Consider the following 22918-nt stretch of genomic DNA (forward strand, 5'->3'; position numbering starts at 1 on the left):
AGTCCAGACGCTGGGCCTGCTCACGCCAGAAGCCGTCCGGGTTGATCACCGATTGCTGGTACATGGCCTTGTAGGTGGCCTCGTCGGTCAGGGTAGTGGCCGCAACCTCGGGACGAACGGGATACAGGTGCGCTGCACTCATCTTGGTTACCTCTGTGCAAGGGTTGTTGTTATCGGTCACAGGCCGCGCCTCAGATCTTGAAGCGGCTGAGCAGGCGATCCTGCTGGCCGACCTGTTCGACCATCTGCGAGCACTGCAGCACCTGTTGGTCGGCGCTGCCGGAAACCGCCAGGCTGATGTCGCGGATGGTGGTGGTGTTGCGGTTGATCTCTTCGCTGGTGACGCTCTGTTGCTCGGCGGCGGCGGCAATTTGCAGGGTCATGTCGTTGATGCGCTGGATCGCCTCGCGGATGCGCTCCAGGGTCTGGTTGGCGGCATGCGCATCCTCGGCCGTCTTGCCGGCGCTTTCGCGGCTTTGCTGCATGCGCCCCTGGGCGTGCTTCACGCCGCTTTGCAGCTGGTCGATCATCTCGCGGATTTCCTGGGTGGACTGCTGCGTGCGCGAGGCCAGCGAGCGCACTTCATCGGCCACCACGGCAAAGCCGCGGCCCGACTCGCCGGCCCGCGCCGCCTCGATGGCGGCATTGAGCGCGAGCAGGTTGGTCTGGTCGGCAATGCTGGTGATCACCGCCACGATCGATTCGATGCGCTGGCTGAGCATCGACAGCTCGTTGATGGCGTGGCCGGTGTCGTTCATTTCGTCGGCCAGGCGCTTGATGGCCCCGGTGGAACGCGACACCAGGGCGACCCCGCCGTGGGTCTGCTCGGTGGCCACCAGCGCGGCTTCGGCTGCGGCCTGGGCATTGCGCGCGACGTCTTCGGCGGTCGCCGCCATCTCGGCCATGGCCGTGGCCAGCTGGTCGAGCTCCTGCAACTGCAGCTGCACCCGGCTGGCGGACTGGTCGGCTGCGCTGGAGGTTGCGGTGGAGCTTTCACGCACCTGCTGCGAGCGGCCCTTGACCTCGCCGATGAGCGTCTTGAGGTTGGCCAGCAGGTGGTTGAATTCCCGCGAGACCAGCGCCACTTCGTCGTTGCCGGCCACCTGCAGCTCACGGGTCAGGTCGCCTTCGCCGCGGTTGATGTCTTCCAGCGACTGCTTGAGGCGGTCCATCGGCCAGAGCAGGCGGCGCACCAGCATGCCCAGCACCAGCAGGCTCAGCAGCACGCCCAGGGCGGTGCCGATGAGCGCCCGCCAGGTCAGCGTATGGGCGGCGGCCATGACGATGTCCTGGTCCAGCACCACGCCGATGTACCAGTCCATGCCCTTGAGCCCGGTGAGTGGGACGAACGACACCAGCAGGGCCTTGCCGGCGCTGTCGATGTCCTGCAGGCGGCCTTCGAGAGCTGGCGTTTGGCCGCCGAACAGCGCGCTGTAGGGCTGGTCGTTGAGGGCGGCGTCGGGGTGGGAAATGATCTTGCCGTTCTTGTTCAGCAGGAACGCATAGCCGGCGCCGCCGAAGTCCAGGGTATTGATGGCCTCGGCCACCTGGGTCAGGCGGATGTCGCCGCCGAATACGCCGAGCGGGCGGCCGGCGTCGCTGATGCGGGCGACTGCCGAAATCAGGATCTCGCCGCTGGTGGAGTCTTTGTAGGGGTCGGTCAGCACCGCCTGGGCTGCGCCCTTGCCGCTGGCGTACCAGGGGCGGGTGCGGGCGTCGTAATCGGGCTTGGGGTTCCACGAGGAGGTGTTCTTGATGGGTTTGCCATCGGCGTCGAGGGCGCCGAACACCAGCTTGAACTCATCCTTGAGCAGGGGCGAGTCGAAAATGCGCTGGGTGGTTTGCGGGCTGTACTGGCTGTCGATCGCCTGGGCGGCCAGGTCCATCAGGTGGAGTTTGCCGTTGAGCCAGTTTTCGATCTGCCGGGCCACGGCAGTGCTGGTTTCGACGATGCTCGCCTGCACCTGGTCGCGCAGCAGGGTGCGCACCTGGCTGACCTGGGCCAGGGACAGCAGGCTGGTGGTGACGCACAGCACACAGGCAGCCGCGAGGCTGACCTTGTAACGGATTTTCATTGGCGGTTCCGATGATGGGAAAAGTACCGGCCCTATCGCCGGCAAGCCGGCTCGCACAGGATCTTGGGGTGCCTGTAGGAGCCGGCCCGGTTTAGAAGAAGCCCAGCGGGTTGATGTCGTAGCTCACCAGCAGGTTCTTGGTCTGCTGGTAGTGGTCGAGCATCATCTTGTGGGTTTCACGCCCCACGCCGGACTTCTTGTAGCCACCGAACGCGGCGTGCGCCGGGTACAGGTGGTAGCAGTTGGTCCACACGCGGCCGGCCTTGATGCCGCGGCCCATGCGGTAGGCGCGGTTGATGTCGCGGGTCCACACCCCGGCGCCGAGGCCGAACTCGGTGTCGTTGGCGATGGCCAGGGCTTCGGCTTCGTCCTTGAAGGTGGTGACGCTGACCACCGGGCCGAAGATTTCTTCCTGGAACACGCGCATCTTGTTGTTGCCCTTGAGCAGCGTCGGCTGGATGTAGTAGCCGGTGGCCAGCGAGCCTTCGAGCTTCTCCACCTTGCCGCCGGTGAGCAGCTCGGCGCCTTCGTCCTGGGCGATCTGCAGGTACGAAAGGATCTTCTCGAACTGCTGCTGCGAGGCCTGGGCGCCGACCATGGTGTCGGTGTCCAGCGGGTCGCCGCGCTTGATCTGCAGCACCTTCTTCATCACCACTTCCATGAACTGCGGGTAGATCGACTCCTGCACCAGCGCGCGCGATGGGCAGGTGCACACCTCGCCCTGGTTGAAGAAGGCCAGCACCATGCCTTCGGCGGCCTTGTCGATGAAGCTCGGCTCGGCCTGCATGATGTCTTCGAAGTACACGTTCGGCGACTTGCCGCCCAGCTCGACGGTGGACGGGATGATGTTCTCGGCGGCGCATTTCATGATGTGCGAGCCGACCGGGGTGGAGCCGGTGAAGGCGATCTTGGCGATGCGCTTGCTGGTGGCCAGCGCTTCACCGGCCTCGCGGCCATAGCCTTGCACCACGTTGAGCACGCCAGCGGGCAGCAGGTCGCCGATCAGCTCGACCAGCACGGTGATGCCCAGCGGGGTCTGCTCGGCGGGCTTGAGCACCACGCAGTTGCCGGCGGCCAGGGCCGGGGCGAGCTTCCAGGCGGCCATCAGGATCGGGAAGTTCCACGGGATGATCTGCCCGACCACGCCCAGCGGCTCGTGGATGTGGTAGGCCACGGTGTTTTCGTTGATTTCGGCGGCGCCGCCTTCCTGGGCGCGGATGCAGCCGGCGAAGTAGCGGAAGTGGTCGACGGCCAGTGGGATGTCGGCGTTGAGGGTTTCGCGCACCGGCTTGCCGTTGTCCCAGGTTTCGGTGATGGCCAGCACTTCGAGGTTCTGCTCGATGCGGTCGGCGATCTTCAGCAGCACGTTGGAGCGGTCCTGTACCGAGGTGCGGCCCCAGGCGTCGGCGGCGGCGTGGGCGGCGTCGAGGGCCTTGTCGATGTCTTCGGCGGTGGAGCGGGGGAATTCGGCGATCAGCTTGCCGTTCACCGGGGAGGTGGTTTCGAAGTACTGGCCCTTGACCGGGGCCACGAACTCACCGCCGATGAAGTTACCGTAGCGGGGCTTGAAATTGACCTTGGCGCCTGGCGTGCCGGGGTGTGCATAACGCATGGGGATTCTCCTGGGTGTCACGAGTGCGTGTTGTCGTTCGGGTAAGGGCAGGGCGGCTCAGCAGGCCTGCGGGGTTTCGCCGCGGGCCAGGCGCCGGTTGATGTCATCGATGACTGCCGGCAGCTCGACGATGGTGTCGATCAGGTAATGCGGGCGGGAGGGCTCGAACAGCTTGACGATGCGTGCACGCTCTTCGGCCAGCTTGTCCGACGGCAGCGCCTGGTACAGCTGGTAAGGCAGCCCCAGCGCGTTGCCCGAACAGGTCAGGGCGACCGTCCACATGCCCGCCTTGCGCCCTTCGAGGATGCCCGGCCAGGTGTCGTCGACCTTGACGCAGGCCGCCACATCGTCGATGCCCAGGGCGATGACGTTGGCCAGTGCCTGCGACGGCCACGGCCGCCCATTGGGGGTTTCGTCGGTGGCCACGACGTGGTCGGCGACATAGCCGTTGTGCCGGGCCAGCTCCACCACCTTGTCCATCACCACCTTCGGGTAGCCGGAGCAGGAACCGACCTTCATGCCCCGCCGGCGAACGTCGGCGATGGCCTCCAGCGCCCCCGGGATCAGGGCGGAGTGGACGGCGATCTTGTCGATCTGCAGCGGCATGAAGCGCTTGTACAGCGCGGTCACATCGTCATCGGTGGGCGTGCGGCCGAACACCTTGCGATACCGCTCGGCGATTTCCGGCAGGTCGCACAGGGTGCGAATGTGGTCCCACTTGCCCATGCCCATCGGGCCGCGGGCTTCTTCCAGCGACACCGAAACCCCGAATTCGGCGAAGGCTTCGACGAAAATCTGCGTCGGCGCGAACGAGCCGAAATCGACCACGGTACCGGCCCAGTCCAGGACGACGGCTTGCAGTTGCGAAGGTTTTTCATAATGCATGGCAGGTGCTCCAGGGAAAGGTCAGGCGGTTCAAGAGGTGCTGCCAACAACGGCAGGCTGCAGGGGCGCCGGCTCCAGCACCGTGGTTTCCACGGTTTTCGGGCGGCTGTTCCAGAACGGGATGAGCATTGCGCTGGCCAGCAGTGCGGCACCGGTGAACACCAGGAACACCGTGATGGTGTCGAAGTACCCCGGCAGCAGGCCGCCGAGCACCGCACCGACCGAACCACAGCCATTGACGAAACCGGCGGCGGAGGCCGCGCCATCCTTGCTGCCGAAATCGATGGCGGCCGAGCCGCTGATCATCGAGTCCGGCCCGTACAGGGTCAGCCCCATCATGAACAGCAGGCCCACCACCACATACAGGCTGCCGCTCTGCATAGCCGGCACGAACAGCGCAAGGCACACGGTCAGCACCACCAGGCTGAGCACGCAGGCGGGGATGCGCCGGGCGCCGAAGTACTTGTCCGAGGCAATGCCGATGAGGATGGGCCCGATCAGCCCGGCCAGCTCGAAGGAGGTCGGCACGATGGCCGATGCAACCTTGCCGATCTCGGGCATGCGCTCGTAGATGATCACCGGGCCCCACAGCAGGATCGCGTAGCGGGCGGGCTTGAGCATGAAATAGGCAAGGCCCAGGAACAGCACGGTGCGGTTCTTCATCACCGTGCGCAGGCCGGCCCACATGCTTTCGCGCGGCACCGCCACCGGGCTGACCGGTTCCAGCTCGATCTCCACCGGTGGTAGCCCCACGTCTTCCGGGCGGTTGCGCTGCATCAGGAAGAACAGCACGGCCACCACCAGCACCACCGCGGCGCTGCTGAAGAACGCGATGCGCCAGTCGTGGTAGGCGTCATACGCCCACCAGCCGGCGAAGGGCGTGGCCACCAGCCCACCGAAGGCGTAGGAGGTACTCCAGTAGCCGAGCACGCGGCCACGTTCACGGGTGCTGAAGAAACTGCCCACGTTCTTGCACAGCCCCGACCAGCCGGTGGACTGCGCCAGGCCCTGCACCAGCATGCAGGTGGCGAAGATCGGCAGGGTGGCGTAGGTGCCCATGAGCAGGGCCGCCAGCGCCGAGACCACCAGGCCGCTGAGCACCACGACCCGCGGGCCGAAGCGGTCGGAGAAGTTGCCCCAGAGGAACTGGCCGACGGCATAGGCCGTCAGGTACAGGGCATCGAGGTTGGCCATCATGGCCTTTTCCAGGACGAAATCCGGGTCTTCGCCGATCCCTAGCTTGGCGACGGAAAACGCCTTGCGGGTGAAGTAGAAGGCGGCATAGGCCACCCAGGTGATGAGAAAGACTTGCACGCGCCAACGTTGCAGCGATTTCCAGCCTGTGGCGAGAGGGCTTGCAGGATTGTTCATGGTGTTCTGATCCCGTGGTGGGGTGCCAGACAGCGCAAGGTCATGGTTTTTTGTGGTTGTTTTCGAGACTGCACGAGGCCTCCATGCGTACCCCGCCAGCCGTGCCCGCGCGCGGGCATCAGCCGGTCATGTGTTGCGACCAGTCAGGGGTTGCAGGGTCAAGAAAAGGCCCTTGCCCAAGGGGACGATCCACTCGCCCCCCTGCTCGATCTGGCAAGGGCCTTTAAACGGTGTGATCAGGCAGTGGCGTGCTGCATTTCGACGTTCATCGCCAGCAGGCTGTCGGCGATGGCGCGCAGCAGCTGGTGGACGACGTGTTCGTCGATCTGGCCGATGCAGCCGATGCGAAAGCTTTCGGCGACGGTCAGCTTGCCGGGGTAGATGATGAAGTTGCGCGACTTCAGCTCGTCGTAGAAACGCTTGAACTCGAAGTTGGGGTGCTCGGGGCTGAAGAAGGTGGTGATGATCGGCGACAGCCAGCGGTCTTCGAGCAGGGTCTTGAAACCCAGCTCGCGCATGCCGGCCACCAGCACGTCACGGTTGCGCGTATAGCGCGCCAGGCGCCCGTGCACGCCACCTTCGGCGTCGTGTTGCTCCAGCGCCTTGTGGAAGGCCACCACGCTGTGGGTCGGCGGGGTGAAGCGCCACTGGCCGGTCTTTTCCATGTACAGCCATTGCTCGTACAGATCCAGGCTCAGCGAGTTGGCGCGACCTTTGGCGGCTTCCAGCACGCTGCGGCGGATGATGACGAAGCCAAAGCCCGGGATGCCCTCGATGCATTTGTTGGCCGAAGACACCACCACATCGAAAGGGATGTCCTGCACGGTCAACGGCACCGCGCCGAAGGAGCTCATGGCGTCGATGATCAGGCTCTTGCCATGGGCCTTCACCACCTCGGCGATTTCGCGCAGCGGGTTGAGGATGCCCGAGCTGGTTTCGCAGTGCACCAGGAACACGTTGGTGACGTCGGGGTTGGCCTTGAGCAGGGCGTCCACTTCTTCGGGCTGCGGCGGCAGGTAATCGCCCTTGTCCAGGGTGACGAAGGCGCGGCCCAGGTACTCCAGGGTCTTGGTGGCGCGCTGGCCGTAGGCGCCATTCATCAGCACCAGGGCCTTGCCATCACGGGGGATGGCGGTGGCCAGCGCGGCCTCCACCGAGTAGCTGCCACTGCCTTGCAGCGGCACGCAGGCGAAGCTGTCATCGGCCACGCCGGCCATGGCCAGCAGGCGCTTGCGCACCTCTGCCGTCACCTCGTTGAACGCCTTGTCCCATGAACCCCAGTCGCGGAGCATGGCTTCTTTGGTGGCCTTGGAGGTGGTCAGCGGGCCTGGCGTCAGCAGGTAGGGTTCGCCCAGGGCGGGCGCTGCCAGCGGGTGGGAGATGGGGAACTCGGCTTTGGTCATGATCTTCTCCGGCATGTTGTTTTTGTAAGGAGTGATGCATGGCGTGATCAGAACATTGGCGTTGAAATAAAGAAAATCGATTTATCACATTTCACAAATAAGCTGAGCTTATTACTGGCCCTGCAGGCGTTGATTCAGGCCTTGTCCGCCTTGCCAGCGGCGGCGGCGAACTTGGCCAGGCGCACATCCAGCCGGCGCGGGCGGCGGTCGTGGTCCTCGGCGTGCTCCTTGCGGCGTATGGCATTGCGCACCATCAACGAACCCAGGTAGCGGATCGGCTCGGGTGGGAAATAGCCCAGAGGGCCGTTGAGCAACGGCGAGCGTGTCCAGGCGTTGTCCAGCCCCAGCACCAGCGATGAGAGAATCTGCCCGCCCATGTGGCAGGGGCCCACACCACTGCCCGAATAGCCGAAGCCATAGAAGATGTTGCGCTTGGCGCCCAAGTGGCCGAAGAACGGCAAGCCTGTGACCGAGCGATCCGAAGGGCCGTTCCAGGTCGCTGCGATGTCGACGCCGGTGAAGGCGGGGAAGAACTTTTCCAGCGAGTCGCGCAGCAGGCCCGCATACGGCGACGGCTGGTCGAACACCGGCAGCATGCGCCCGCCGAAGGCGAAGGTGTTGCCGCCTTTGCCCAGCATGATTCGCCCGTCGGGGGTGTTGTGGTAGTAGTGCACGAAGATGCGCGAGTCGAGCACGGTCACCCCGCTGGTCAGGCCGATGCGCTCGAGCAGGTCGGGGCGCGGTTCGGTGATGATCATGTCGCTGGAGACGATCGCCACCGAGCGCTGGAACTGCGGGAATGCCCGGGCCATCCAGGCATTGATCGCCAGCACCACGTTCTTGCAGGTGACTGCGCCACGGGGGGTGGTGACCGTGGCCGGCAACCCTTCATCCAGGCTGACCATCGGCGTGCCCTCGTGAATCCGCACGCCCAGCCCCAGGGCAACGCGGCGCAGGCCGCGTACCAGCTTGCCCGGCTGCACGCTGGCCGCAGCGGGCGAGTACCAGCCCTCCAGGTGCTGGGCCGAGCCTGCCATGCGCTGCACCTCGGCCAGCGGGCGCTTGGCGAAGGTGTTGATGCCATGGCGCTGCAGCGCGGCGACCACCGCATCCGTCGAGCCTACCTGCGCCTGGCTGGTGGAGGTGTACAGCGTGCCGTCGAGGCGGTAATCGGCATCCACCGCGTATTTTTTGCAGAAGTCGCCGATCGCGTAGATGCTCTGTTCCGACGCCTTGACCAGGCGCACGGCCTCTTCCAGCCCGAACAGGCGCTCCAGGGTGAAGAACTTCGCCGACCAGGACAGCGCACAGCCGCCATTGCGCCCACTGGCCCCCGCGCCGCAGATGTCGGCTTCGACGATCACCACTTCGAGTGCGGGGTTCTGCTCCTTGAGCATGATGGCGGTCCACAAGCCGGTATAGCCGCCACCGACGATGCAGACATCGGCCTGGATGTGCTGCTCAAGGGGCGGGCAGGGGGCATCTTGCTGGGTTTTCAGCGCTTGTTCGAGCCAGAAAGGTCGCATCGGGTGTCTCCGAAAAAAGGGGCGCCATGCAGGGTGGTGCCTTGCGAAAAGCATCCTCGCAGTGCACTGTGCATAAATAAAATCGATTAAACGTATGCACACATAGGCCAGTCCTATGGAGGGAAACCCATGGCGATTTCACACACCCAGCTCAAGGCTTTTCATGCGGTGGCCCTGCACGCGAGCTTTACCCGTGCGGCAGAGCAGCTGTGCCTGTCTCAACCGTCGGTGTCCGACCAGGTGCGCAAGCTCGAGGACTGCTACGGGGTGCTGCTGTTTCTTCGCGAAAAGCGCCAGGTGCGCCTCACCGAGGTGGGCGAGCGCCTGTTCGGCATGACCCAGCGCCTGTTCGACATCAGCGTCGATGCCCATGACATGCTGATGGACTACCGCACGCTCTCGACCGGGGCGCTGAACCTGGCCGTGGACGCGCCGGTGCATGTGCTGCCCTATGTGGCGCGCTTCTGCGCACGCTACCCCGGGGTCGATGTGAAGGTCGAAACCGGCAACACCGATGAGGTGCTGGAGCGGCTGTTCGGCTACAAGACCGACATCGCGCTGCTGGGCCGCAACATCGAAGACGAGCGGCTGATGTGCCTGCCCCTTCGCAGTGACCCGATGCTGGCGTTCGTCGCCCATGACCACCCCTGGGCGCAGCGCGCGTCGGTCAGCCTGGCCGACCTGGCCACGGTGCCGCTGGTGCTGCGCGAGCAGGGCTCGGTGACCCGGCTGGCGGTGCAGGAGGAAATGGCGGCGGCCGGCTTGCCCATGCGCAAGGCCATCGAGGTCGAGGGGCGTGAGGCGGCGCGCGAGGCGGTGGCGATCGGCATGGGGGTAGGCGTGGTGTCGGCGGCCGAGCTGGGCTCGGACTCGCGCATCCGCGGCCTGCCGATCACCGACAGCCAGCACCGCTTCAGCGAAACCCTGGTGTGCCTGCGCGCGCAGAGCTCGCGGCGCATCCTGGCCACCTTCTTCGATGTGGTGCGCCAGACGCTGCAAGGCGATCGCTGAGCGACCCCACCCATTCGGGTTATGGCCCCCTGGCAGATTCCACCGGATAGTGGCTCCATCAGCTCGCCCGAGCCGATCCTGATCACACGATGGAGTTGCTATGCGCAAGGCATTGAAGGTGATTTCCAGCTGGTTGATGTGTTGTACCGCCACGGCCGCCCTGGCCGGCGAGGCAGACACCAGCAACACGCTCAGGTTGTACAACTGGACTGACTACATCGGCGAAAACACCCTCGCCGATTTCGAAAAGCAGACCGGCATCAAGGTGATCTACGACACCTTCGACGGCTACGAGACGGTGCAGACCAAACTGCTCACCGGCCGCTCCGGCTACGACCTGGTGATGCTCAACGCCTCCCTGGTGCCGCCGCTGATCAAGGCCAAGGTGTTCCAGCCGCTGGACAAGTCCAAGCTGCCCAGCTGGGCCAACCTCGACCCGCAGGTGGTGCAGCACATGCAGGCCTTCGACCCCGGCATGGTGTACTCGGCGCCGTACACCTGGGGCAGCTCCGGCATCACCTACAACGTCGACAAGATCAAGCAGCGCATGCCCGATGCGCCCATCGGCTCGCTGGCGATGCTGTTCGACCCGAAGATCGTCTCGCGCTTCGCCGACTGCGGCGTGACCATCATGGACGCCCCCAGCGAAGTCATCCCGCTGGCCCTCAAGTACCTTGGCAAGGACCCGCAGAGCGCCAAGCCTGCCGACCTCAAGGCCGCCCAGGACGTGCTCATGGGCGTGCGCCCTTACATCAAGAAGTTCGACTCGGTGAACTACCTCACCAGCCTGCCCAACGGCGACGTGTGCATGGCCCTGACCTGGTCCGGCGACTACGCCACCGCCCAGGCCCGCGCGGTGGAGGCGAAAAAGGACATCAACCTGGCGTTCTTCATTCCCAAGGAAGGCTCGCTGATCTGGTTCGACAGCCTCTACCTGCCCAATGACGCCCCGCACGTGGCCAACGCCCACCGCTTCATCGAATACCTGCTGCAGCCCCGGACCATGGCCGATGTGACCAACTACATCCACTACGCCAACAGCAACGCCGCCGCCACGCCCCTGGTGCAGGCCGACATCCGCAACGACCCGGCGATCTACCCGGACGACCAGACCCGCGAACGCCTGTTCACCCAGAAATCCCAGGACCCGCAGGCCATGCGCGCCATCACCCGGGTCTGGAGCACGGTCAAGACCGGCATCTGACACCTTCTACCGTACCGATCCGACAAGGAACCGCTCATGGCTACCCCGACTCGCAAACTGGCCGCCGCCCCCCTCAACGCGCTGCTGGTCGAGGCCGACAAGGCCCACTACATGCACGGCTACCACATGTTCGACGAACACGCCGAGCAAGGCGCACTGAACATCGAAGCCGGCGAAGGCGCCTACATCTACGACACCGACGGCAACCGCTTCCTCGATGCCGTGGGCGGCATGTGGTGCACCAACATCGGCCTGGGCCGCGAGGAAATGGCCCTGGCCATCGCCGATCAGGTGCGCCAGCTGGCCTATTCCAACCCGTTCTCCGACATGGCCAACCCCAGGGCCATCGAGCTCTGCGAAAAGCTCGCAAGCCTGGCGCCGGGTGACCTCAACCACGTGTTCCTCACCACCGGCGGTTCCACCGCCGTGGACACCGCCTACCGGCTGATCCAGTACTACCAGAACTGCCGCGGCAAGCCGCACAAGAAGCACGTGATCGCCCGCTACAACGCCTACCACGGCTCCACCTGCCTGACCATGTCGATCGGCAACAAGGCCGCCGACCGGGTGCCGGAGTTCGACTACGCCCACGAGCTGATCCACCACGTCTCCAACCCCAACTTCTACCGGGCCGGCGAGGACATGGACGAGGCCGAGTTCCTCGACTTCCTGGTGGCCGAGTTCGAGGACAAGATCCTTTCCCTGGGCGCAGACAACGTCGCCGCCTTCTTCGCCGAGCCGATCATGGGTTCGGGCGGGGTGATCATCCCGCCCAAGGGCTACTTCCAGCGCATGTGGCAGGTGTGCCAGACCTACGACATCCTCTTCGTCGCCGACGAGGTGGTGACCTCGTTCGGCCGCCTGGGCACCTTCTTCGCCTCCGAGGCGCTGTTCGGCGTCACCCCCGACATCATCACCACCGCCAAGGGCCTGACCTCGGCCTACCTGCCGCTGGGCGCGTGCATCTTCTCCGAGGGTATCTGGAAGGTGATCGCCGAACCCGGCAAGGGCCGCTGCTTCACCCACGGCTTCACCTACAGCGGCCACCCGGTGTGCTGCGTGGCGGCGCTGAAGAACATCGAGATCATCGAGCGGGAAAACCTGCTGGCCCATGTCAACGATGTCGGCAGCTACCTGGAGCAGCGCCTGCAGACGCTGGCAAGCCTGCCGCTGGTGGGCGAGGTGCGCTGCATGAAGCTGATGGCCTGCGTCGAGTTCGTGGCCGACAAGAAGACCAAGGCGCTGTTCGCCGACGAGGTGAACATCGGCGAGCGCATCCACCTGCGGGCCCAGGCCAAGGGCTTGCTGGTGCGGCCGATCATGCACCTGAACGTGATGTCGCCGCCGCTGATCATCACCCATGCCCAGGTCGACCAGATCGTCGACACCCTGCGCAGCTGCATCCTCGATGCCGCCCGCGAGCTGACCGAGCAGGGCCTGTACCACGGCCAATGACCCACCTGCACGCAAAGGTGCGCGCGCATGCCCCGGCCGGTAGACTGCGGGGCATGAGCCGAGCACACGAAAACACCACAATAAACCTGCCGTTTCATGCCCTGCAGCAATGGCACAGCGCCCTGCAACAGGCTTTCGCCCACAGCGAGGGCGCCGACGCGCTGGCCTGGCTGGCAGCGGCGATCAGCCAGCTGGTGGGCGCCGAGTCGATGCTGATCAGCCTCGAACGCAAGGGTCAACCGCCGCAGCTGCTGTACCAGCAGGGCATCCCGGACCGCTACCACGAGGCGGTGCTGGAGCGCTATTTCGCCGCGGGCTACCTGCTCGACCCGTTCTGCCTGGCGGTGGAAAAGGGCCTGGCGCAGGGTTTCTATCACCTGGAAGACATCGCCCCGGACGACTTCTTCGACAGCGAGTACTACAAGTCCTACTACCTGGGCACCGGGTGCAGCGAGGACAGCTACTTCATCGTCGACCTGGGCAACGACAGCAAGATCTCCCTGAGCCTGTTCCAGGGCTGCAGCGGGGCGCGCCTGGGCATCGAGCAGCTGCACCTGCTGCAGGCCGTGGAGCCGATGGTCCGCGAGCTGCTCACGCGCTTTGCCAAGCACGGCCTGGCCCAGGCGCCGCAAGCCAAGGGCAGCGTGCAGGCGGCCTTCGACAGCTTTGGCTGCGGGGTGCTGACCCAGCGCGAGCGGGAAGTGGCGCAGATGGTGCTGCAGGGGCACTCGGTGAAATCCACGGCCCATGAGCTGGGGATTTCGCCGGAGACCGTGCGCATGCACCGCAAGAACCTCTACCTGAAGCTTGAGATCAACTCGCAGTCGGAGTTGTTTGCCCAGTTCATTGGCTGGCTGCGGCGGGTTTGAGCGGCACGTAGATATCCGTTTGCCACTGATCCAGCGGCGTCTCGGGGTGCACGCTCAGGTAGTGGAAGAACAGCGGATGGTCGCGCAGCTCCTCGCCGCTCGAAGGCAGCCAGTCACGGTAGAGCGGGTAGATGGATTCGCCGATGTAGTCGGGCGAGCCCACATGGCGAACCACCGCGCAGCGCCCGGCCGGGATGATCTTTTCCTGTACGCCGAACGCATTGGGCCGCAGCGCTTCCTCCAGCTCGCCACAAATGGCGAAGCGAAAATCTTCGCTGGGGGTGGTGTCGGGGTTGCCATAGGGGATGCCGAACGTGCGGCTGCTGGCCACCGGCGACTGGCCACTTTGCATGCGCCATTGGCGAAAGCGCTCGACGCTTTCACCCAGCAGGCCGGGCGCGCCGTGGTGTTCGAGTGCAGCCAGGTGGGTTTCGGGGAACTCAACGATACGAATCTGCATGGTGATACTCCTGGAAAAGTGGGGGACGACGAATACCGCACTCCAGGCCTGCCAGTTCGGGGCCTTGGCGAACATGCTCGGCGCCATGGCGAAGGCACGCTTGAACGCCCTGGAAAACGCCTCGGGGCTCTCGAAGCCGGCATCGAGTGCCACGTCGAGCACAGCCGTTGCCGGCTCTGCGACCAGCCGGTGCGCTGCACGTCGAAGCCTCATCAACTGCACGTACTGGGAAACCGGAACGCCCACGTAGGCCGAGAACTGCCGATGAAAATGGAACGCCGAGAAGTGGGCGATCCGACTCAAGGTGTTTACCGACAGGTCAGCGTCGAGGTGGCTGTCGATGTGGGCAAGCACGGCTTCGAAACGTTTTGCGTAGGCGTGACGGCTGGGTAGGTCAGTCACCGAGGGGAACCTCCTGAGGTGCGGTGAGCGGTAGCATCTCTTTTGGGGCAGCCAGGGCGCCTAGCCGTGTTTGCTCGAATGTATTCTTGTGCCTACTGCAGCGCGGAGTAAATGTGCAGACGCTAACTCCAATAAAATGGGGAAAATACCTCGATTCTGCGGTTAAGACGCAACAAAAGGGAATTAGCTAAGCGTGTAGGTTTGCTTGATTCAATAAGTTTGCGTGCTGATAGATGTGATGGGGGGCTCTGGTGATCAGCCGTGCTCTCGATTTAGCCAACAAGCCCCGAGCGGCGGTCGCCGATAAATCACCACCCCGTGATCCCACTCATATCCGGCAGCTTGTGCGCGATGCCCTTGTGGCAATCGATGCAGGTGGCTTCGCCGCTGGCCAGCGAGGTCGAGTGCATGGCGGCGGCGCGCTTGCTCTGGCGGGTGAAGTCCATGAACTGGAAGTTGTGGCAGTTGCGGCACTCGCGCGAGTCGTTGGCCTTGAGCCGGGCCCATTCGTGTTCGGCCAGCTCGCGGCGGTGGTCGAGGAATTTCTCGCGGGTGTCGATGGTGCCGAACAGCTTGCCCCAGACCTCCTTGGACGCCTGCATCTTGCGCGCGATCTTGTGCGTCCATTCATGGGGCACGTGGCAGTCGGGGCAACTGGCGCGCACACCGGAGCGGTTGGTGTAGTGGATGGTGTCCTGCAGTTCGACGAACACGTTGTCGCGCATCTCGTGGCACGAGGTGCAGAACTTCTCGGTGTTGGTTAGTTCCAGCGCGGTGTTGAAGCCGCCCCAGAAGATGATCCCGGCAATGAACCCGCCCAGCGTCAGAAAGCCCAGGCTGTAGTACACGCTGGGGCGACGCAGGACGCCCCAGTAGTCCTTGAGCAGGGCGAGCAGTGCTTTCATGGCGCCTCCTCAGGGTTTTTTCGCGGCGTTGGCGTCGTCTTGCAGCAGCTGGTCGATGGTCTCGAAGCTGTTGCCCACCAGCGGCTGCACGTCCTTTTGCACCACATGGCACTGGTTGCAGAAGTAGCGCCGTGGCGACACCGCGGCCAGGGCCTGGCCGTCGCGGTCCATGTAGTGGGTGATGCTGATCGCCGTGGCCTGGCTCTTGGCGCTGTTGGCGCGGCTGTGGCAGCTCAGGCACTTGTTGCCGTTGATGTCGATCTGGTAACCGCGGATGGCGTGGGGGATGGTCGGCGGCTGGTCGGGGTAGTTGCGTTCGCGCTTGAGGTCGCGGTTGTCGTCGTTGGCGATGGGCGCGGCGGGCATGCTCTGGGTCAGCGTGCCGCCTGGCCGGCGGCCGTCGGGCCCCGGCGCATCGAGGGGGTAGTCGACCTCGGCGGCCAGCGCCAGGCCGAGGGTGGCCAGCAGCAACAGGGGCAGCATTGGAAAAGGCATGGCGGGCCTCCTCAGGCCAGGCTGATCAACTCGATGCGGATTGCGCATTTCTTGTAGTCGGTCTGCTTGGAGATCGGGTCGGTGGCGTCGAGGGTGACCTTGTTGATCAGCTTGTTGGCGTCGAAAAACGGCACGAACACCAGGCCCCGCGGCGGCTTGTTGCGCCCCCGGGTTTCGATGCGCGCACGAATTTCACCGCGCCGGCTGACCAGCTTCACTTCACTGCCACGGCGCGCCTGCAGCGCCTTGGCATCCTCGGGATGCATGTACACCAGGGCGTCGGGCACGGCCTTGTACAGCTCTTCGACGCGCTGGGTCATGCTGCCGGTGTGCCAGTGCTCCAGCACCCGGCCGGTGCTCAGCCAGAATGGGTATTCGGCATCCGGGGCTTCGGCGGGCGGCTCGTAGGGCAGGGCGAAGATGATCGCCTTCTTGTCGGGGTAGCCGTAGAACTGCACCTCGCTGCCTTTTTCCACATAGGGGTCGAGCCCTTCGCGGTAGCGCCAGCGGGTTTCCTTGCCGTCGACCACCGGCCAGCGCAGGCCGCGCTCCTGGTGGTACAGGTCGAAATCGGCCAGGTCGTGGCCGTGGCCGCGGCCAAAGCGGGCGTATTCCTCGAACAGGCCCTTCTGCACGTAGTAGCCAAAGGCCTGGGCTTCGTCATTCTTGTAACCGGCTTGCATCTGCTCGACGGGGAACTGGTCGACCTGGCCGTTTCTGAACAGCACCTCGTACAGCGTCTTGCCCTGATACTCAGGCGCCTTGGCCAACAGCTCGGCAGGCCAGACTTCGTCGGTGGTGAAGCGTTTGGAGAATTCCAGCAACTGCCACAAGTCCGACTTGGCATCCCCCGGCGCAGTCACCAACTGATGCCAGAACTGGGTGCGGCGCTCGGCATTGCCGTAGGCGCCTTCCTTTTCCACCCACATGGCGCTTGGCAGGATGAGGTCGGCGGCCTGGGCGGAAACGGTGGGGTACACATCGGAAACGATCACGAAGTTCTCGGGTTTGCGCCAGCCCGGCAGCACCTCCTGCATGACGTTGGGGCCGGCGTGCATGTTATTGCTGGCCTGGGTCCAGTACACGTTGAGCACGCCGTCCTTGAGCATGCGGCTCTGCTGCACGGCGTGGAAGCCGACTTTCTCCTGGATGGTGCCGGCCGGCAGCTTCCAGATCTGCTCGGCGGTGGCCCTGTGCTTGGGGTTGGTGACCACCAGGTCGGCCGGCAGGCGGTGCGAGAAGGTCCCGACTTCACGGGCGGTCCCGCAGGCCGAAGGTTGCCCTGTCAGCGAGAACGGGCTGTTGCCGGGTTGGCTGATCTTGCCGGTGAGCAGGTGGATGTTGTAGATCAGGTTGTTGGCCCACACCCCACGGGTGTGCTGGTTGAAACCCATGGTCCAGAACGACACGACCTTGCGCTTGGGGTCAGCATACAGCTCGGCCAGGGCCTTGAGCCGCTCGGCCGGCACCCCGGACTCCCTGGCGGTGCGCTCCAGGGTGTAGGGTTTGACGAACGCTGCGAACTGCTCGAAGGAGATATCGCTCCAGGTGTTGGCCTTGTCGGCATTCCTGGCGCGGGTTTCCAGGGGGGTGTCGGGGCGCAGGCCGTAGCCGATGTCGTCGGCGCCCTGGGCGAAACGGGTGTGCCTGGTGATGAAATCCTGGTTGACCGCGCCGCTTTCGATGATGTGGTTGGCGATGTAGTTGAGGATCAGAAGGTCGGTCTGCGGCTTGAACACCATGGGGATGTCGGCCAGCTCGAAGCTGCGGTGCTCGAAGGTCGACAGCACCGCTACCTTGACCTGGGGCTGGCTCAGGCGCCGGTCGGTGACCCGGGTCCAGAGGATCGGGTGCATCTCGGCCATGTTCGAGCCCCAGAGCACGAAGGCATCGGTGGCTTCGATGTCGTCGTAGCAGCCCATCGGCTCGTCGGCGCCGAAGGTGCGCATGAAGCCCATCACCGCCGATGCCATGCAGTGGCGGGCGTTGGGGTCAATGTTGTTGCTGCGAAAGCCGGCCTTCATCAGCTTGTTGGCGGCGTAGCCTTCCCACACCGTCCATTGCCCCGAGCCGAACATGCCGATGGCCTCGGGGCCTTTGCTTTTCAAGGCTTGCTTGTACTTCTGCGCCATGATGTCGAAGGCCTGGTCCCAGCTGATCGGCTGGAATTCGCCCTGCTTGTCGTACTGGCCGTTGCGCATGCGCAATAGCGGCTGGGTCAGGCGGTCGACGCCGTACATGATCTTGGACAGGAAGTAGCCCTTGACGCAGTTGAGGCCGCGGTTGACCTCGGCCTTGATGTCGCCGTGGGTGGCGACCACGCGGTTGTCGCGGGTGGCCACCATCACGCTGCACCCGGTACCGCAGAAGCGGCAGGGCGCCTTGTTCCAGTCCAGGGTGACCAGGTCGGCCTCGGTCACCAGGTTGCTGGCGCTGCTGAAGACCGGCAGGCCGGCGGCGGTCGCGGCGATGGCGGCGGCGTGCAGCTTGGCGAATTCTCGGCGAGTCAGGCTCATTCCAGGCCTCCTGCGGGGTCGAGCAGTTCGTGGTAGACCAGCGCGGCATTGAGTACACCGGGCATGCTGCCGATCTGTTCGATGCAGCGAAGAATCTGGCTTTCGTGCGCGGCCTCGAGCACCACCACCAGCTTGCCCAGGGGGCTTTCCTGGTGCAGCTCCAGGCCTGGCAGCAGGCGCAGGTTGGCCTTGACCGCGGCAAACAGCTCGGGGCGGGCGTGCACCAGCAGGCTGGCGATGTGCACGGGCTCATCCATGGGCTTGGCCATCAGTTGGGCGGCCCGGGTGGGCCCAGCAGCAGTTGCGAGAACCAGACGATGAACCCGTAGCCGCCGACGATGACCACCGACAGCAAGGGGAAGAGGCAGGCGACAAGGAACAGGAACAGGCGGGTTTCCTTGCCGCGCTGGCTTTTTTGCGCAGGGTCAGGTGGCATGGATCAGCCTCCAGGCAGGATGCCTGAAGACTAGATCACACCGTTGGCGGGTGTTTTCGCGACGACCAGTGGTTAACTGGACCTCAGCCCGCCAGGGCCTTGAGGAGTTGCTCGTTGAAGGCCGGAATGTCGTCTGGCTGGCGGCTGGTGATCAGGTTGCCATCCACCACCACCTTCTCATCCACCCAGTTGCCACCGGCGTTGCGGATATCGTCCTGCAGGGTCTTGTAGCTGGTCATGCGCTTGCCCTTGGCCAGGCCGCTCGACACCAGCAACCATGCGCCGTGGCAGATGACCGCCAGCGGCTTGCCGGCCGCATCGTGGGATTTCACCAATTGCTGCGCCCCGGGGATCAGGCGAATGGTGTCGGAATTCTGTACGCCGCCGGGCAGCACGAGGGCGTCATAGAGGTCGCGCTGGGCGTCGTCGAAGGTTGCGTCCACGGCGAACGCGTCGGCGGGCTTGTCGTGATGCCAGCCGCGTACCGAGCCTGCCTTGTCACTGAGGATATCGACCACCGCGCCGCTCTGCTTCAAGGCGTCACGGGGGCCGGTGAGCTCGACCTGTTCGAAGCCGTCGGTAACCAGAATGGCCACGCGCTTGCCGTTCAGTTGTGCACTCATGGGGGTGTCTCCTTTTTGATGGGCCTGCAATAGGGGCCGGCGACAAGGCGGCAAAGTTCCGGCGCGGTGCGTGAGCGGGCAGTGCGGTGCATGGCACCGGCTTTGCCGGTGTTCGCGGGGCAAGCAGCGCTTCTACAACGTTGCACGTGAGCAGCGGCTGGCTAGCGCTGCAGGTTATCGCGCATGCCATCCGCCGACGGCTCTGCCACTGGCCGCGGGCAGGGCGCGCAGGCGCTGCCCATGGCGCGGTACTCCTTGCGCAGTTTGCGGATGTCTTTGTTGTCCAGGGCTTCCAGGTCAAGCACCGAGCGCTCTGCCGACTGGGTGGCGCGGATCAGCTCGTCCAGCTTCACATGGATGATGTCGTTGTCCCTGTTCTGCGTGTTCTGGATCAAGAAGACCATCAGGAAGGTGATGATGGTCGTGGAGGTGTTGATGATCAGCTGCCAGGTATCGTTGTAATGGAACCACGGGCCGGAAGCTGCCCACATGGCGATCAGGATGACGGCAATCAGAAACGTACTGGGCTTGCCGGCATTGTTGGCAAGCCATTGGCAGAACTGGGCAAATTTCATGGTCAATCTCCAACTCGGTCTGAAATTCTGACCACGGCGGAGCGTTGAAATTTTTTTTTACATTTAGCCCGCCGATGGAAAATCCGCCCAGCAAGCACTTTGACCTGAACTTAGCAGCCCGGCGTGGCATCACTGTAGGGAATGGTGGCGTGCTGGCCAGATCCACAGGTCAGGCAACGCCCAACGACTTCCTGGAGTGTCCGAGTGCCTCGCATCATCACGCCCGCCACACCTGAACATGAGATCGAGCAGAAAAGTGCGCGGATGTTCGGCACGCCCAAGGAGCGCCTGGATTTCTACCGGCGCGAAATCCAGTACGAAACCACGATCCTGGCCAACCGCACCGACGCCTACCTGGCCGCTCAGTCGTTCCTGGTCATTGCCTTCGTGGCATCGATGAACAACCTCAACCCCAGCTGGGGCGAGATGTTCACGTTGTTCATGCCGGTGTTTCTGGCATCGCTCGGCGTGCTCAGCTCATTGAATGCCTGGCCAGGCATCCGCGCCGCCTACCGGATCATCGAGCACTGGCAGCTCAAGCAGAGCCACCTTTTGCGCAGCGAGCCGATGATGGGCCTGGCGTATGACGAATCGCCGCTGTTCTGCGAGGCTGAGACTTCACGGGAAGGGCACCGCAAATCGCTGCTGTTCTCGCTGCGCACGCCTTGGATCTTTCTCGGCTTCTGGATCTTGCTGGGGATTTACGCGGTTTATATCCAGTTGGCGTGATGGCGGGCCTGTCACAGGCTGTCGGGGTCGCCGAAGAACATCTGGATACGCGAGCGCAGCCAACGCTCCGCCGGGTCGTTGTCCTGCGCCCCGCGCCAGGCCATGTGCAGCTCGAAACTGCGCACCTCGATTGGCAGGTCTTCGGCGCGCAGGCCGCCGGCGGCGGTCAGCGCATCGGCGGTGTAGTCCGGCACCGTGGCGACGATATCGGTGCCGGCCAGCAGGCTCCCCAGGCCGTTGAACTGCGGCACCGCCAGCACCACATGGCGCTTGCGGCCGATTTCTTCCAGCGCTTCGTCGATGAACCCGGACAGGTCGCCGGCGAACGACACCAGCGCATGGGGGCGGGCGCAGAAGTCGTCCAGGGTGATGCTGCCGGGCACGCTGTCGGCGCGCAGCAGCTTGGGCATGCTACGGCGCAGCACCTTGCGCTTGGCGTTGGCCGGCAGGTCGCTGGTGTAGCTCACGCCCACCGAGATTTCGCCCGAGGCCAGCAAGGTCGGCATCAACAGGTAGTTGACCCGGCGCACCACCAGCACGATACCGGGCGCCTCGGCGCGGATGCGCTTGAGCAGTTGCGGCAGCAGGGCGAATTCGGCGTCGTCCGACAGGCCGATGCGAAACACCGCGTTGCTGGTGGCCGGGTCGAACTCGGCGGCGCGGCTGACCGCGGTGGAGATCGAGTCCAGCGCCGGCGACAGCAGGGCGAAGATCTCGTGGGCACGCGCCGAAGGCTCCATGCTGCGGCCGGTGCGCACGAACAGCGGGTCGTCGAACAGGTTGCGCAGGCGCGACAGCGCCGCGCTGATCGCCGGCTGGCCGAGGAACAGTTTCTCGGCGGCGCGGGTCACGCTGCGCTCGTGCATCAGGGTTTCGAACACGATCAGCAAGTTGAGGTCTACGCGACGCAGGTCGTTTCGATTCATCGGTGTGCTTCGCCTAAAGTGGGGCAGGGGTGAATCTTAAGGCCAAAGGCTGTTACCCTGCACCGATTTCCGGGGGCCAATGCACAGCAAAGTCAGGTGCCCAATCGATGACAGGCATGTCGACTATTAACGGCCACTGATGGTCTAACGGCTAAAGCCCGGATAAAGTCCGTGGTAATACGAGATTCACAAAGGCGAGGTATGCGATGTCCCGCATGATCCGTTTCCACAAGTTCGGCGCTGCCGATGTGCTCCGTTGCGAGGAGCAGGCCGAACCGTCTCCAGCCGTCGGCGAGGTGCAGATCCGCGTCGAGGCGATCGGCGTGAGCTGGTACGACGTGCTCTGGCGGCAGAACCTGGCACCGACCCAGGCCCGCCTGCCAGCCGGGATCGGCAGTGAGATGGCGGGCGTGGTGACGGCGGTCGGCGAGGGTGTCGACGATATTGCGGTGGGCGATCGGGTGGCCAGCTTCCCGGCCGCCAGCGCCAACGAGCACCCGGTGTATGGCGATGTGATCGTGCTGCCGCGCACGGCCATCACCCGTTACCCCGACGTGCTCACGCCGATCGAGGCCAGCGTGCACTACACGCCGTTGCTCATCGCCTACTTTGCCTACGTCGACCTGGCCCGGGCCAAGGCCGGGCAGACCGCCCTGGTGACCGACGCCAGCCACTGCGCCGGGCCTGCCTTCGTGCAGCTGGGCAAGGCGCTGGGGCTCAAGGTGTTCGCCGCCACCAAGGAGCCCGAGCAGCGTGAATACCTGCTGGGGCTGGGCGCCGACAAGGTGATCGTTACCGAAGAGCAGGACCTGCTGATGCAGGTGGGCAAGTACACCGACGGGCGTGGCGTGGACATGGTGCTCGATGGCATGGGCGGGCCGCAGATGTCGTTGCTCGGCGATGTGCTGGCGCCGCGCGGCAGCCTGGTACTGTATGGCCTGCAAGGCGGCAACCAGACGCCGTTCCCGGCCTGTGCGGCGTTCCAGAAGAACATCCAGTTCTATGTGCATTGCATCGGCAACTTCACCGGCAAGCCGGAGCTGGGCATCAGCCAGGACCAGGTGGCCTTGCAACGGGCCTTGCGCGACATCAACCAGTTCACCGCCGACCAGCTGCTGACGCCGCAGATCATCAAGGTGTTTCCGTTCAGCCAGGTGGTCGAGGCGCATCGCTGCATGGACGAATGCCCTTGTGGCGGGCGCGTGGTGCTGGACATGGGGCAACCCTGAAAGCGCTGTCATGCTGAAAATGACCCGGGCTGAGTCCCGGGTTTTTTCTGCCTGTTAAACAGAAAATTCCTACATTTAAAGTTCAATCTTCCTATATCCATTCCGAGTGAAAATTGCTGCGCAATGTTATTGCCTTCAAACGTCTGCCGCCTATGGATAAAGAGATTGTGTGGGTTGGTTTTGTCCTTGAGCCTGCATGGTTTTTTTACCG

Annotated in this window: 22 protein-coding genes and 1 pseudogene; 6 read left to right on the forward strand and 17 right to left on the reverse strand. The window is 64.4% G+C overall.

The window, feature by feature from the left end; translation table 11 throughout:
• The 8 genes and pseudogenes from L6D75_RS21035 to L6D75_RS21065 all read right to left on the reverse strand — a co-directional run.
• Positions 1–142, reverse strand: a 142-nt coding sequence (locus L6D75_RS21035) for an acetyl-coenzyme A synthetase N-terminal domain-containing protein (RefSeq protein ID WP_236193813.1), incomplete at its 3' end; no start/stop codon positions are given.
• A gap of 49 nt (positions 143–191) precedes the next feature.
• Positions 192–905, reverse strand: a complete 714-nt coding sequence (locus L6D75_RS27500) for a methyl-accepting chemotaxis protein (RefSeq protein WP_371872017.1) — start codon at positions 903–905, stop codon at positions 192–194.
• Positions 906–1049: 144 nt separating this feature from the next.
• Positions 1050–2075: pseudogene (locus L6D75_RS27505) on the reverse strand (HAMP domain-containing protein); the annotation flags it as partial.
• Between the two features lie 91 nt (positions 2076–2166).
• Positions 2167–3687, reverse strand: coding sequence for an acetaldehyde dehydrogenase ExaC (exaC, locus tag L6D75_RS21045; RefSeq protein ID WP_236193786.1), 1521 nt, complete (start codon positions 3685–3687; stop codon positions 2167–2169).
• Positions 3688–3744: 57 nt separating this feature from the next.
• Complete coding sequence (gene phnX / locus L6D75_RS21050) at positions 3745–4572, reverse strand: phosphonoacetaldehyde hydrolase (RefSeq protein ID WP_176517883.1); 828 nt, start codon at positions 4570–4572, stop codon at positions 3745–3747.
• 30 nt (positions 4573–4602) lie between these two features.
• Positions 4603–5943: an MFS transporter gene (locus L6D75_RS21055; RefSeq protein WP_176517882.1), complete on the reverse strand. Its 1341-nt coding sequence runs from the start codon at positions 5941–5943 to the stop codon at positions 4603–4605.
• Positions 5944–6179: 236 nt separating this feature from the next.
• Positions 6180–7346, reverse strand: coding sequence for a 2-aminoethylphosphonate--pyruvate transaminase (locus L6D75_RS21060; RefSeq protein ID WP_176517881.1), 1167 nt, complete (start codon positions 7344–7346; stop codon positions 6180–6182).
• A 134-nt stretch (positions 7347–7480) separates the two neighbouring features.
• A complete protein-coding gene (locus L6D75_RS21065; RefSeq protein WP_176517880.1) occupies positions 7481–8872 on the reverse strand; it encodes an FAD-dependent oxidoreductase in 1392 nt (463 codons plus the stop codon).
• 129 nt (positions 8873–9001) lie between these two features.
• Here L6D75_RS21065 and L6D75_RS21070 point away from each other — a divergent pair, with 129 nt between their 5' ends.
• The 4 genes from L6D75_RS21070 (at position 9002) to L6D75_RS21085 (ending at position 13411) form a co-directional block, all read left to right on the forward strand.
• Positions 9002–9883: a LysR substrate-binding domain-containing protein gene (locus L6D75_RS21070; RefSeq protein ID WP_176517879.1), complete on the forward strand. Its 882-nt coding sequence runs from the start codon at positions 9002–9004 to the stop codon at positions 9881–9883.
• Positions 9884–9983: 100 nt separating this feature from the next.
• Positions 9984–11087: a polyamine ABC transporter substrate-binding protein gene (locus L6D75_RS21075; protein ID WP_176517878.1), complete on the forward strand. Its 1104-nt coding sequence runs from the start codon at positions 9984–9986 to the stop codon at positions 11085–11087.
• A 36-nt stretch (positions 11088–11123) separates the two neighbouring features.
• The gene (locus L6D75_RS21080; RefSeq protein WP_176517877.1) at positions 11124–12542 is read left to right on the forward strand and encodes an aminotransferase; all 1419 of its coding nucleotides are present in this window, start codon (positions 11124–11126) and stop codon (positions 12540–12542) included.
• A gap of 53 nt (positions 12543–12595) precedes the next feature.
• Positions 12596–13411 (forward strand): helix-turn-helix transcriptional regulator, encoded by an 816-nt coding sequence (locus L6D75_RS21085; protein ID WP_236193788.1) that lies wholly within the window; start codon positions 12596–12598, stop codon positions 13409–13411.
• On the opposite strand, the gene L6D75_RS21090 is transcribed toward L6D75_RS21085, so the two are convergent.
• The 8 genes from L6D75_RS21090 to L6D75_RS21125 all read right to left on the reverse strand — a co-directional run bounded on the left by L6D75_RS21090 (position 13386) and on the right by L6D75_RS21125 (position 19823).
• Entirely contained in the window at positions 13386–14273 is an 888-nt protein-coding gene (locus tag L6D75_RS21090; RefSeq protein ID WP_176517875.1) for an AraC family transcriptional regulator, read from the reverse strand. The two genes, L6D75_RS21085 and L6D75_RS21090, sit on opposite strands and share 26 nt — an antisense overlap.
• A 308-nt stretch (positions 14274–14581) precedes the next feature.
• Positions 14582–15178 (reverse strand): cytochrome c3 family protein, encoded by a 597-nt coding sequence (locus L6D75_RS21095; RefSeq protein ID WP_176517874.1) that lies wholly within the window; start codon positions 15176–15178, stop codon positions 14582–14584.
• A gap of 9 nt (positions 15179–15187) precedes the next feature.
• Positions 15188–15673: a nitrate reductase cytochrome c-type subunit gene (locus L6D75_RS21100; RefSeq protein WP_176517873.1), complete on the reverse strand. Its 486-nt coding sequence runs from the start codon at positions 15671–15673 to the stop codon at positions 15188–15190.
• An 11-nt stretch (positions 15674–15684) separates the two neighbouring features.
• The gene (gene napA / locus L6D75_RS21105) at positions 15685–18189 is read right to left on the reverse strand and encodes a nitrate reductase catalytic subunit NapA (protein ID WP_176517872.1); all 2505 of its coding nucleotides are present in this window, start codon (positions 18187–18189) and stop codon (positions 15685–15687) included.
• Entirely contained in the window at positions 18186–18446 is a 261-nt protein-coding gene (locus L6D75_RS21110) for a chaperone NapD (protein WP_176517871.1), read from the reverse strand. The genes napA and L6D75_RS21110 overlap by 4 nt, the downstream gene beginning before the upstream one ends.
• A gap of 11 nt (positions 18447–18457) precedes the next feature.
• Complete coding sequence (gene napE / locus L6D75_RS21115) at positions 18458–18625, reverse strand: periplasmic nitrate reductase, NapE protein (RefSeq protein WP_176517870.1); 168 nt, start codon at positions 18623–18625, stop codon at positions 18458–18460.
• A gap of 83 nt (positions 18626–18708) precedes the next feature.
• Positions 18709–19248: a type 1 glutamine amidotransferase domain-containing protein gene (locus tag L6D75_RS21120; protein ID WP_176517869.1), complete on the reverse strand. Its 540-nt coding sequence runs from the start codon at positions 19246–19248 to the stop codon at positions 18709–18711.
• A 161-nt stretch (positions 19249–19409) separates the two neighbouring features.
• On the reverse strand, positions 19410–19823 hold the full coding sequence (locus L6D75_RS21125; RefSeq protein WP_176517868.1) for a low affinity iron permease family protein: 414 nt from the start codon (positions 19821–19823) through the stop codon (positions 19410–19412).
• A gap of 204 nt (positions 19824–20027) precedes the next feature.
• On the opposite strand from L6D75_RS21125, the gene L6D75_RS21130 reads away from it, so the two are divergent.
• On the forward strand, positions 20028–20552 hold the full coding sequence (locus tag L6D75_RS21130) for a hypothetical protein (protein ID WP_176517867.1): 525 nt from the start codon (positions 20028–20030) through the stop codon (positions 20550–20552).
• Between the two features lie 11 nt (positions 20553–20563).
• Here L6D75_RS21130 and L6D75_RS21135 read toward each other — a convergent pair whose 3' ends face one another.
• Positions 20564–21478, reverse strand: a complete 915-nt coding sequence (locus L6D75_RS21135) for a LysR family transcriptional regulator (RefSeq protein WP_236193791.1) — start codon at positions 21476–21478, stop codon at positions 20564–20566.
• A 206-nt stretch (positions 21479–21684) separates the two neighbouring features.
• Here L6D75_RS21135 and L6D75_RS21140 point away from each other — a divergent pair, with 206 nt between their 5' ends.
• Entirely contained in the window at positions 21685–22707 is a 1023-nt protein-coding gene (locus L6D75_RS21140; protein WP_176517866.1) for a zinc-dependent alcohol dehydrogenase family protein, read from the forward strand.
• Positions 22708–22918: the final 211 nt, after the last annotated feature.

Origin of the sequence: Pseudomonas faucium (assembly GCF_021602585.1) — a bacterium.
Taxonomy (GTDB): Bacteria; Pseudomonadota; Gammaproteobacteria; order Pseudomonadales; family Pseudomonadaceae; genus Aquipseudomonas; species Aquipseudomonas faucium.

Bases quoted from the DNA above. Each gene is read 5' to 3' on its own strand.
- L6D75_RS21055 (WP_176517882.1), bottom strand. From the start codon at position 5,943: ATGAACAATCCTGCAAGCCCTCTCGCCACAGGCTGGAAATCGCTGCAA.
- L6D75_RS21120 (WP_176517869.1), bottom strand. From the start codon at position 19,248: ATGAGTGCACAACTGAACGGCAAGCGCGTGGCCATTCTGGTTACCGAC.
- L6D75_RS21135 (WP_236193791.1), bottom strand. From the start codon at position 21,478: ATGAATCGAAACGACCTGCGTCGCGTAGACCTCAACTTGCTGATCGTG.
- L6D75_RS21140 (WP_176517866.1), top strand. From the start codon at position 21,685: ATGTCCCGCATGATCCGTTTCCACAAGTTCGGCGCTGCCGATGTGCTC.
- exaC (WP_236193786.1), bottom strand. From the start codon at position 3,687: ATGCGTTATGCACACCCCGGCACGCCAGGCGCCAAGGTCAATTTCAAG.
- L6D75_RS21085 (WP_236193788.1), top strand. From the start codon at position 12,596: ATGAGCCGAGCACACGAAAACACCACAATAAACCTGCCGTTTCATGCC.
- napA (WP_176517872.1), bottom strand. From the start codon at position 18,189: ATGAGCCTGACTCGCCGAGAATTCGCCAAGCTGCACGCCGCCGCCATC.
- L6D75_RS21075 (WP_176517878.1), top strand. From the start codon at position 9,984: ATGCGCAAGGCATTGAAGGTGATTTCCAGCTGGTTGATGTGTTGTACC.
- L6D75_RS21100 (WP_176517873.1), bottom strand. From the start codon at position 15,673: ATGCCTTTTCCAATGCTGCCCCTGTTGCTGCTGGCCACCCTCGGCCTG.
- L6D75_RS27500 (WP_371872017.1), bottom strand. From the start codon at position 905: ATGGCCGAGATGGCGGCGACCGCCGAAGACGTCGCGCGCAATGCCCAG.
- L6D75_RS21070 (WP_176517879.1), top strand. From the start codon at position 9,002: ATGGCGATTTCACACACCCAGCTCAAGGCTTTTCATGCGGTGGCCCTG.
- L6D75_RS21080 (WP_176517877.1), top strand. From the start codon at position 11,124: ATGGCTACCCCGACTCGCAAACTGGCCGCCGCCCCCCTCAACGCGCTG.
- L6D75_RS21125 (WP_176517868.1), bottom strand. From the start codon at position 19,823: ATGAAATTTGCCCAGTTCTGCCAATGGCTTGCCAACAATGCCGGCAAG.
- phnX (WP_176517883.1), bottom strand. From the start codon at position 4,572: ATGCATTATGAAAAACCTTCGCAACTGCAAGCCGTCGTCCTGGACTGG.
- L6D75_RS21065 (WP_176517880.1), bottom strand. From the start codon at position 8,872: ATGCGACCTTTCTGGCTCGAACAAGCGCTGAAAACCCAGCAAGATGCC.
- L6D75_RS21095 (WP_176517874.1), bottom strand. From the start codon at position 15,178: ATGAAAGCACTGCTCGCCCTGCTCAAGGACTACTGGGGCGTCCTGCGT.
- napE (WP_176517870.1), bottom strand. From the start codon at position 18,625: ATGCCACCTGACCCTGCGCAAAAAAGCCAGCGCGGCAAGGAAACCCGC.
- L6D75_RS21110 (WP_176517871.1), bottom strand. From the start codon at position 18,446: ATGGATGAGCCCGTGCACATCGCCAGCCTGCTGGTGCACGCCCGCCCC.
- L6D75_RS21060 (WP_176517881.1), bottom strand. From the start codon at position 7,346: ATGACCAAAGCCGAGTTCCCCATCTCCCACCCGCTGGCAGCGCCCGCC.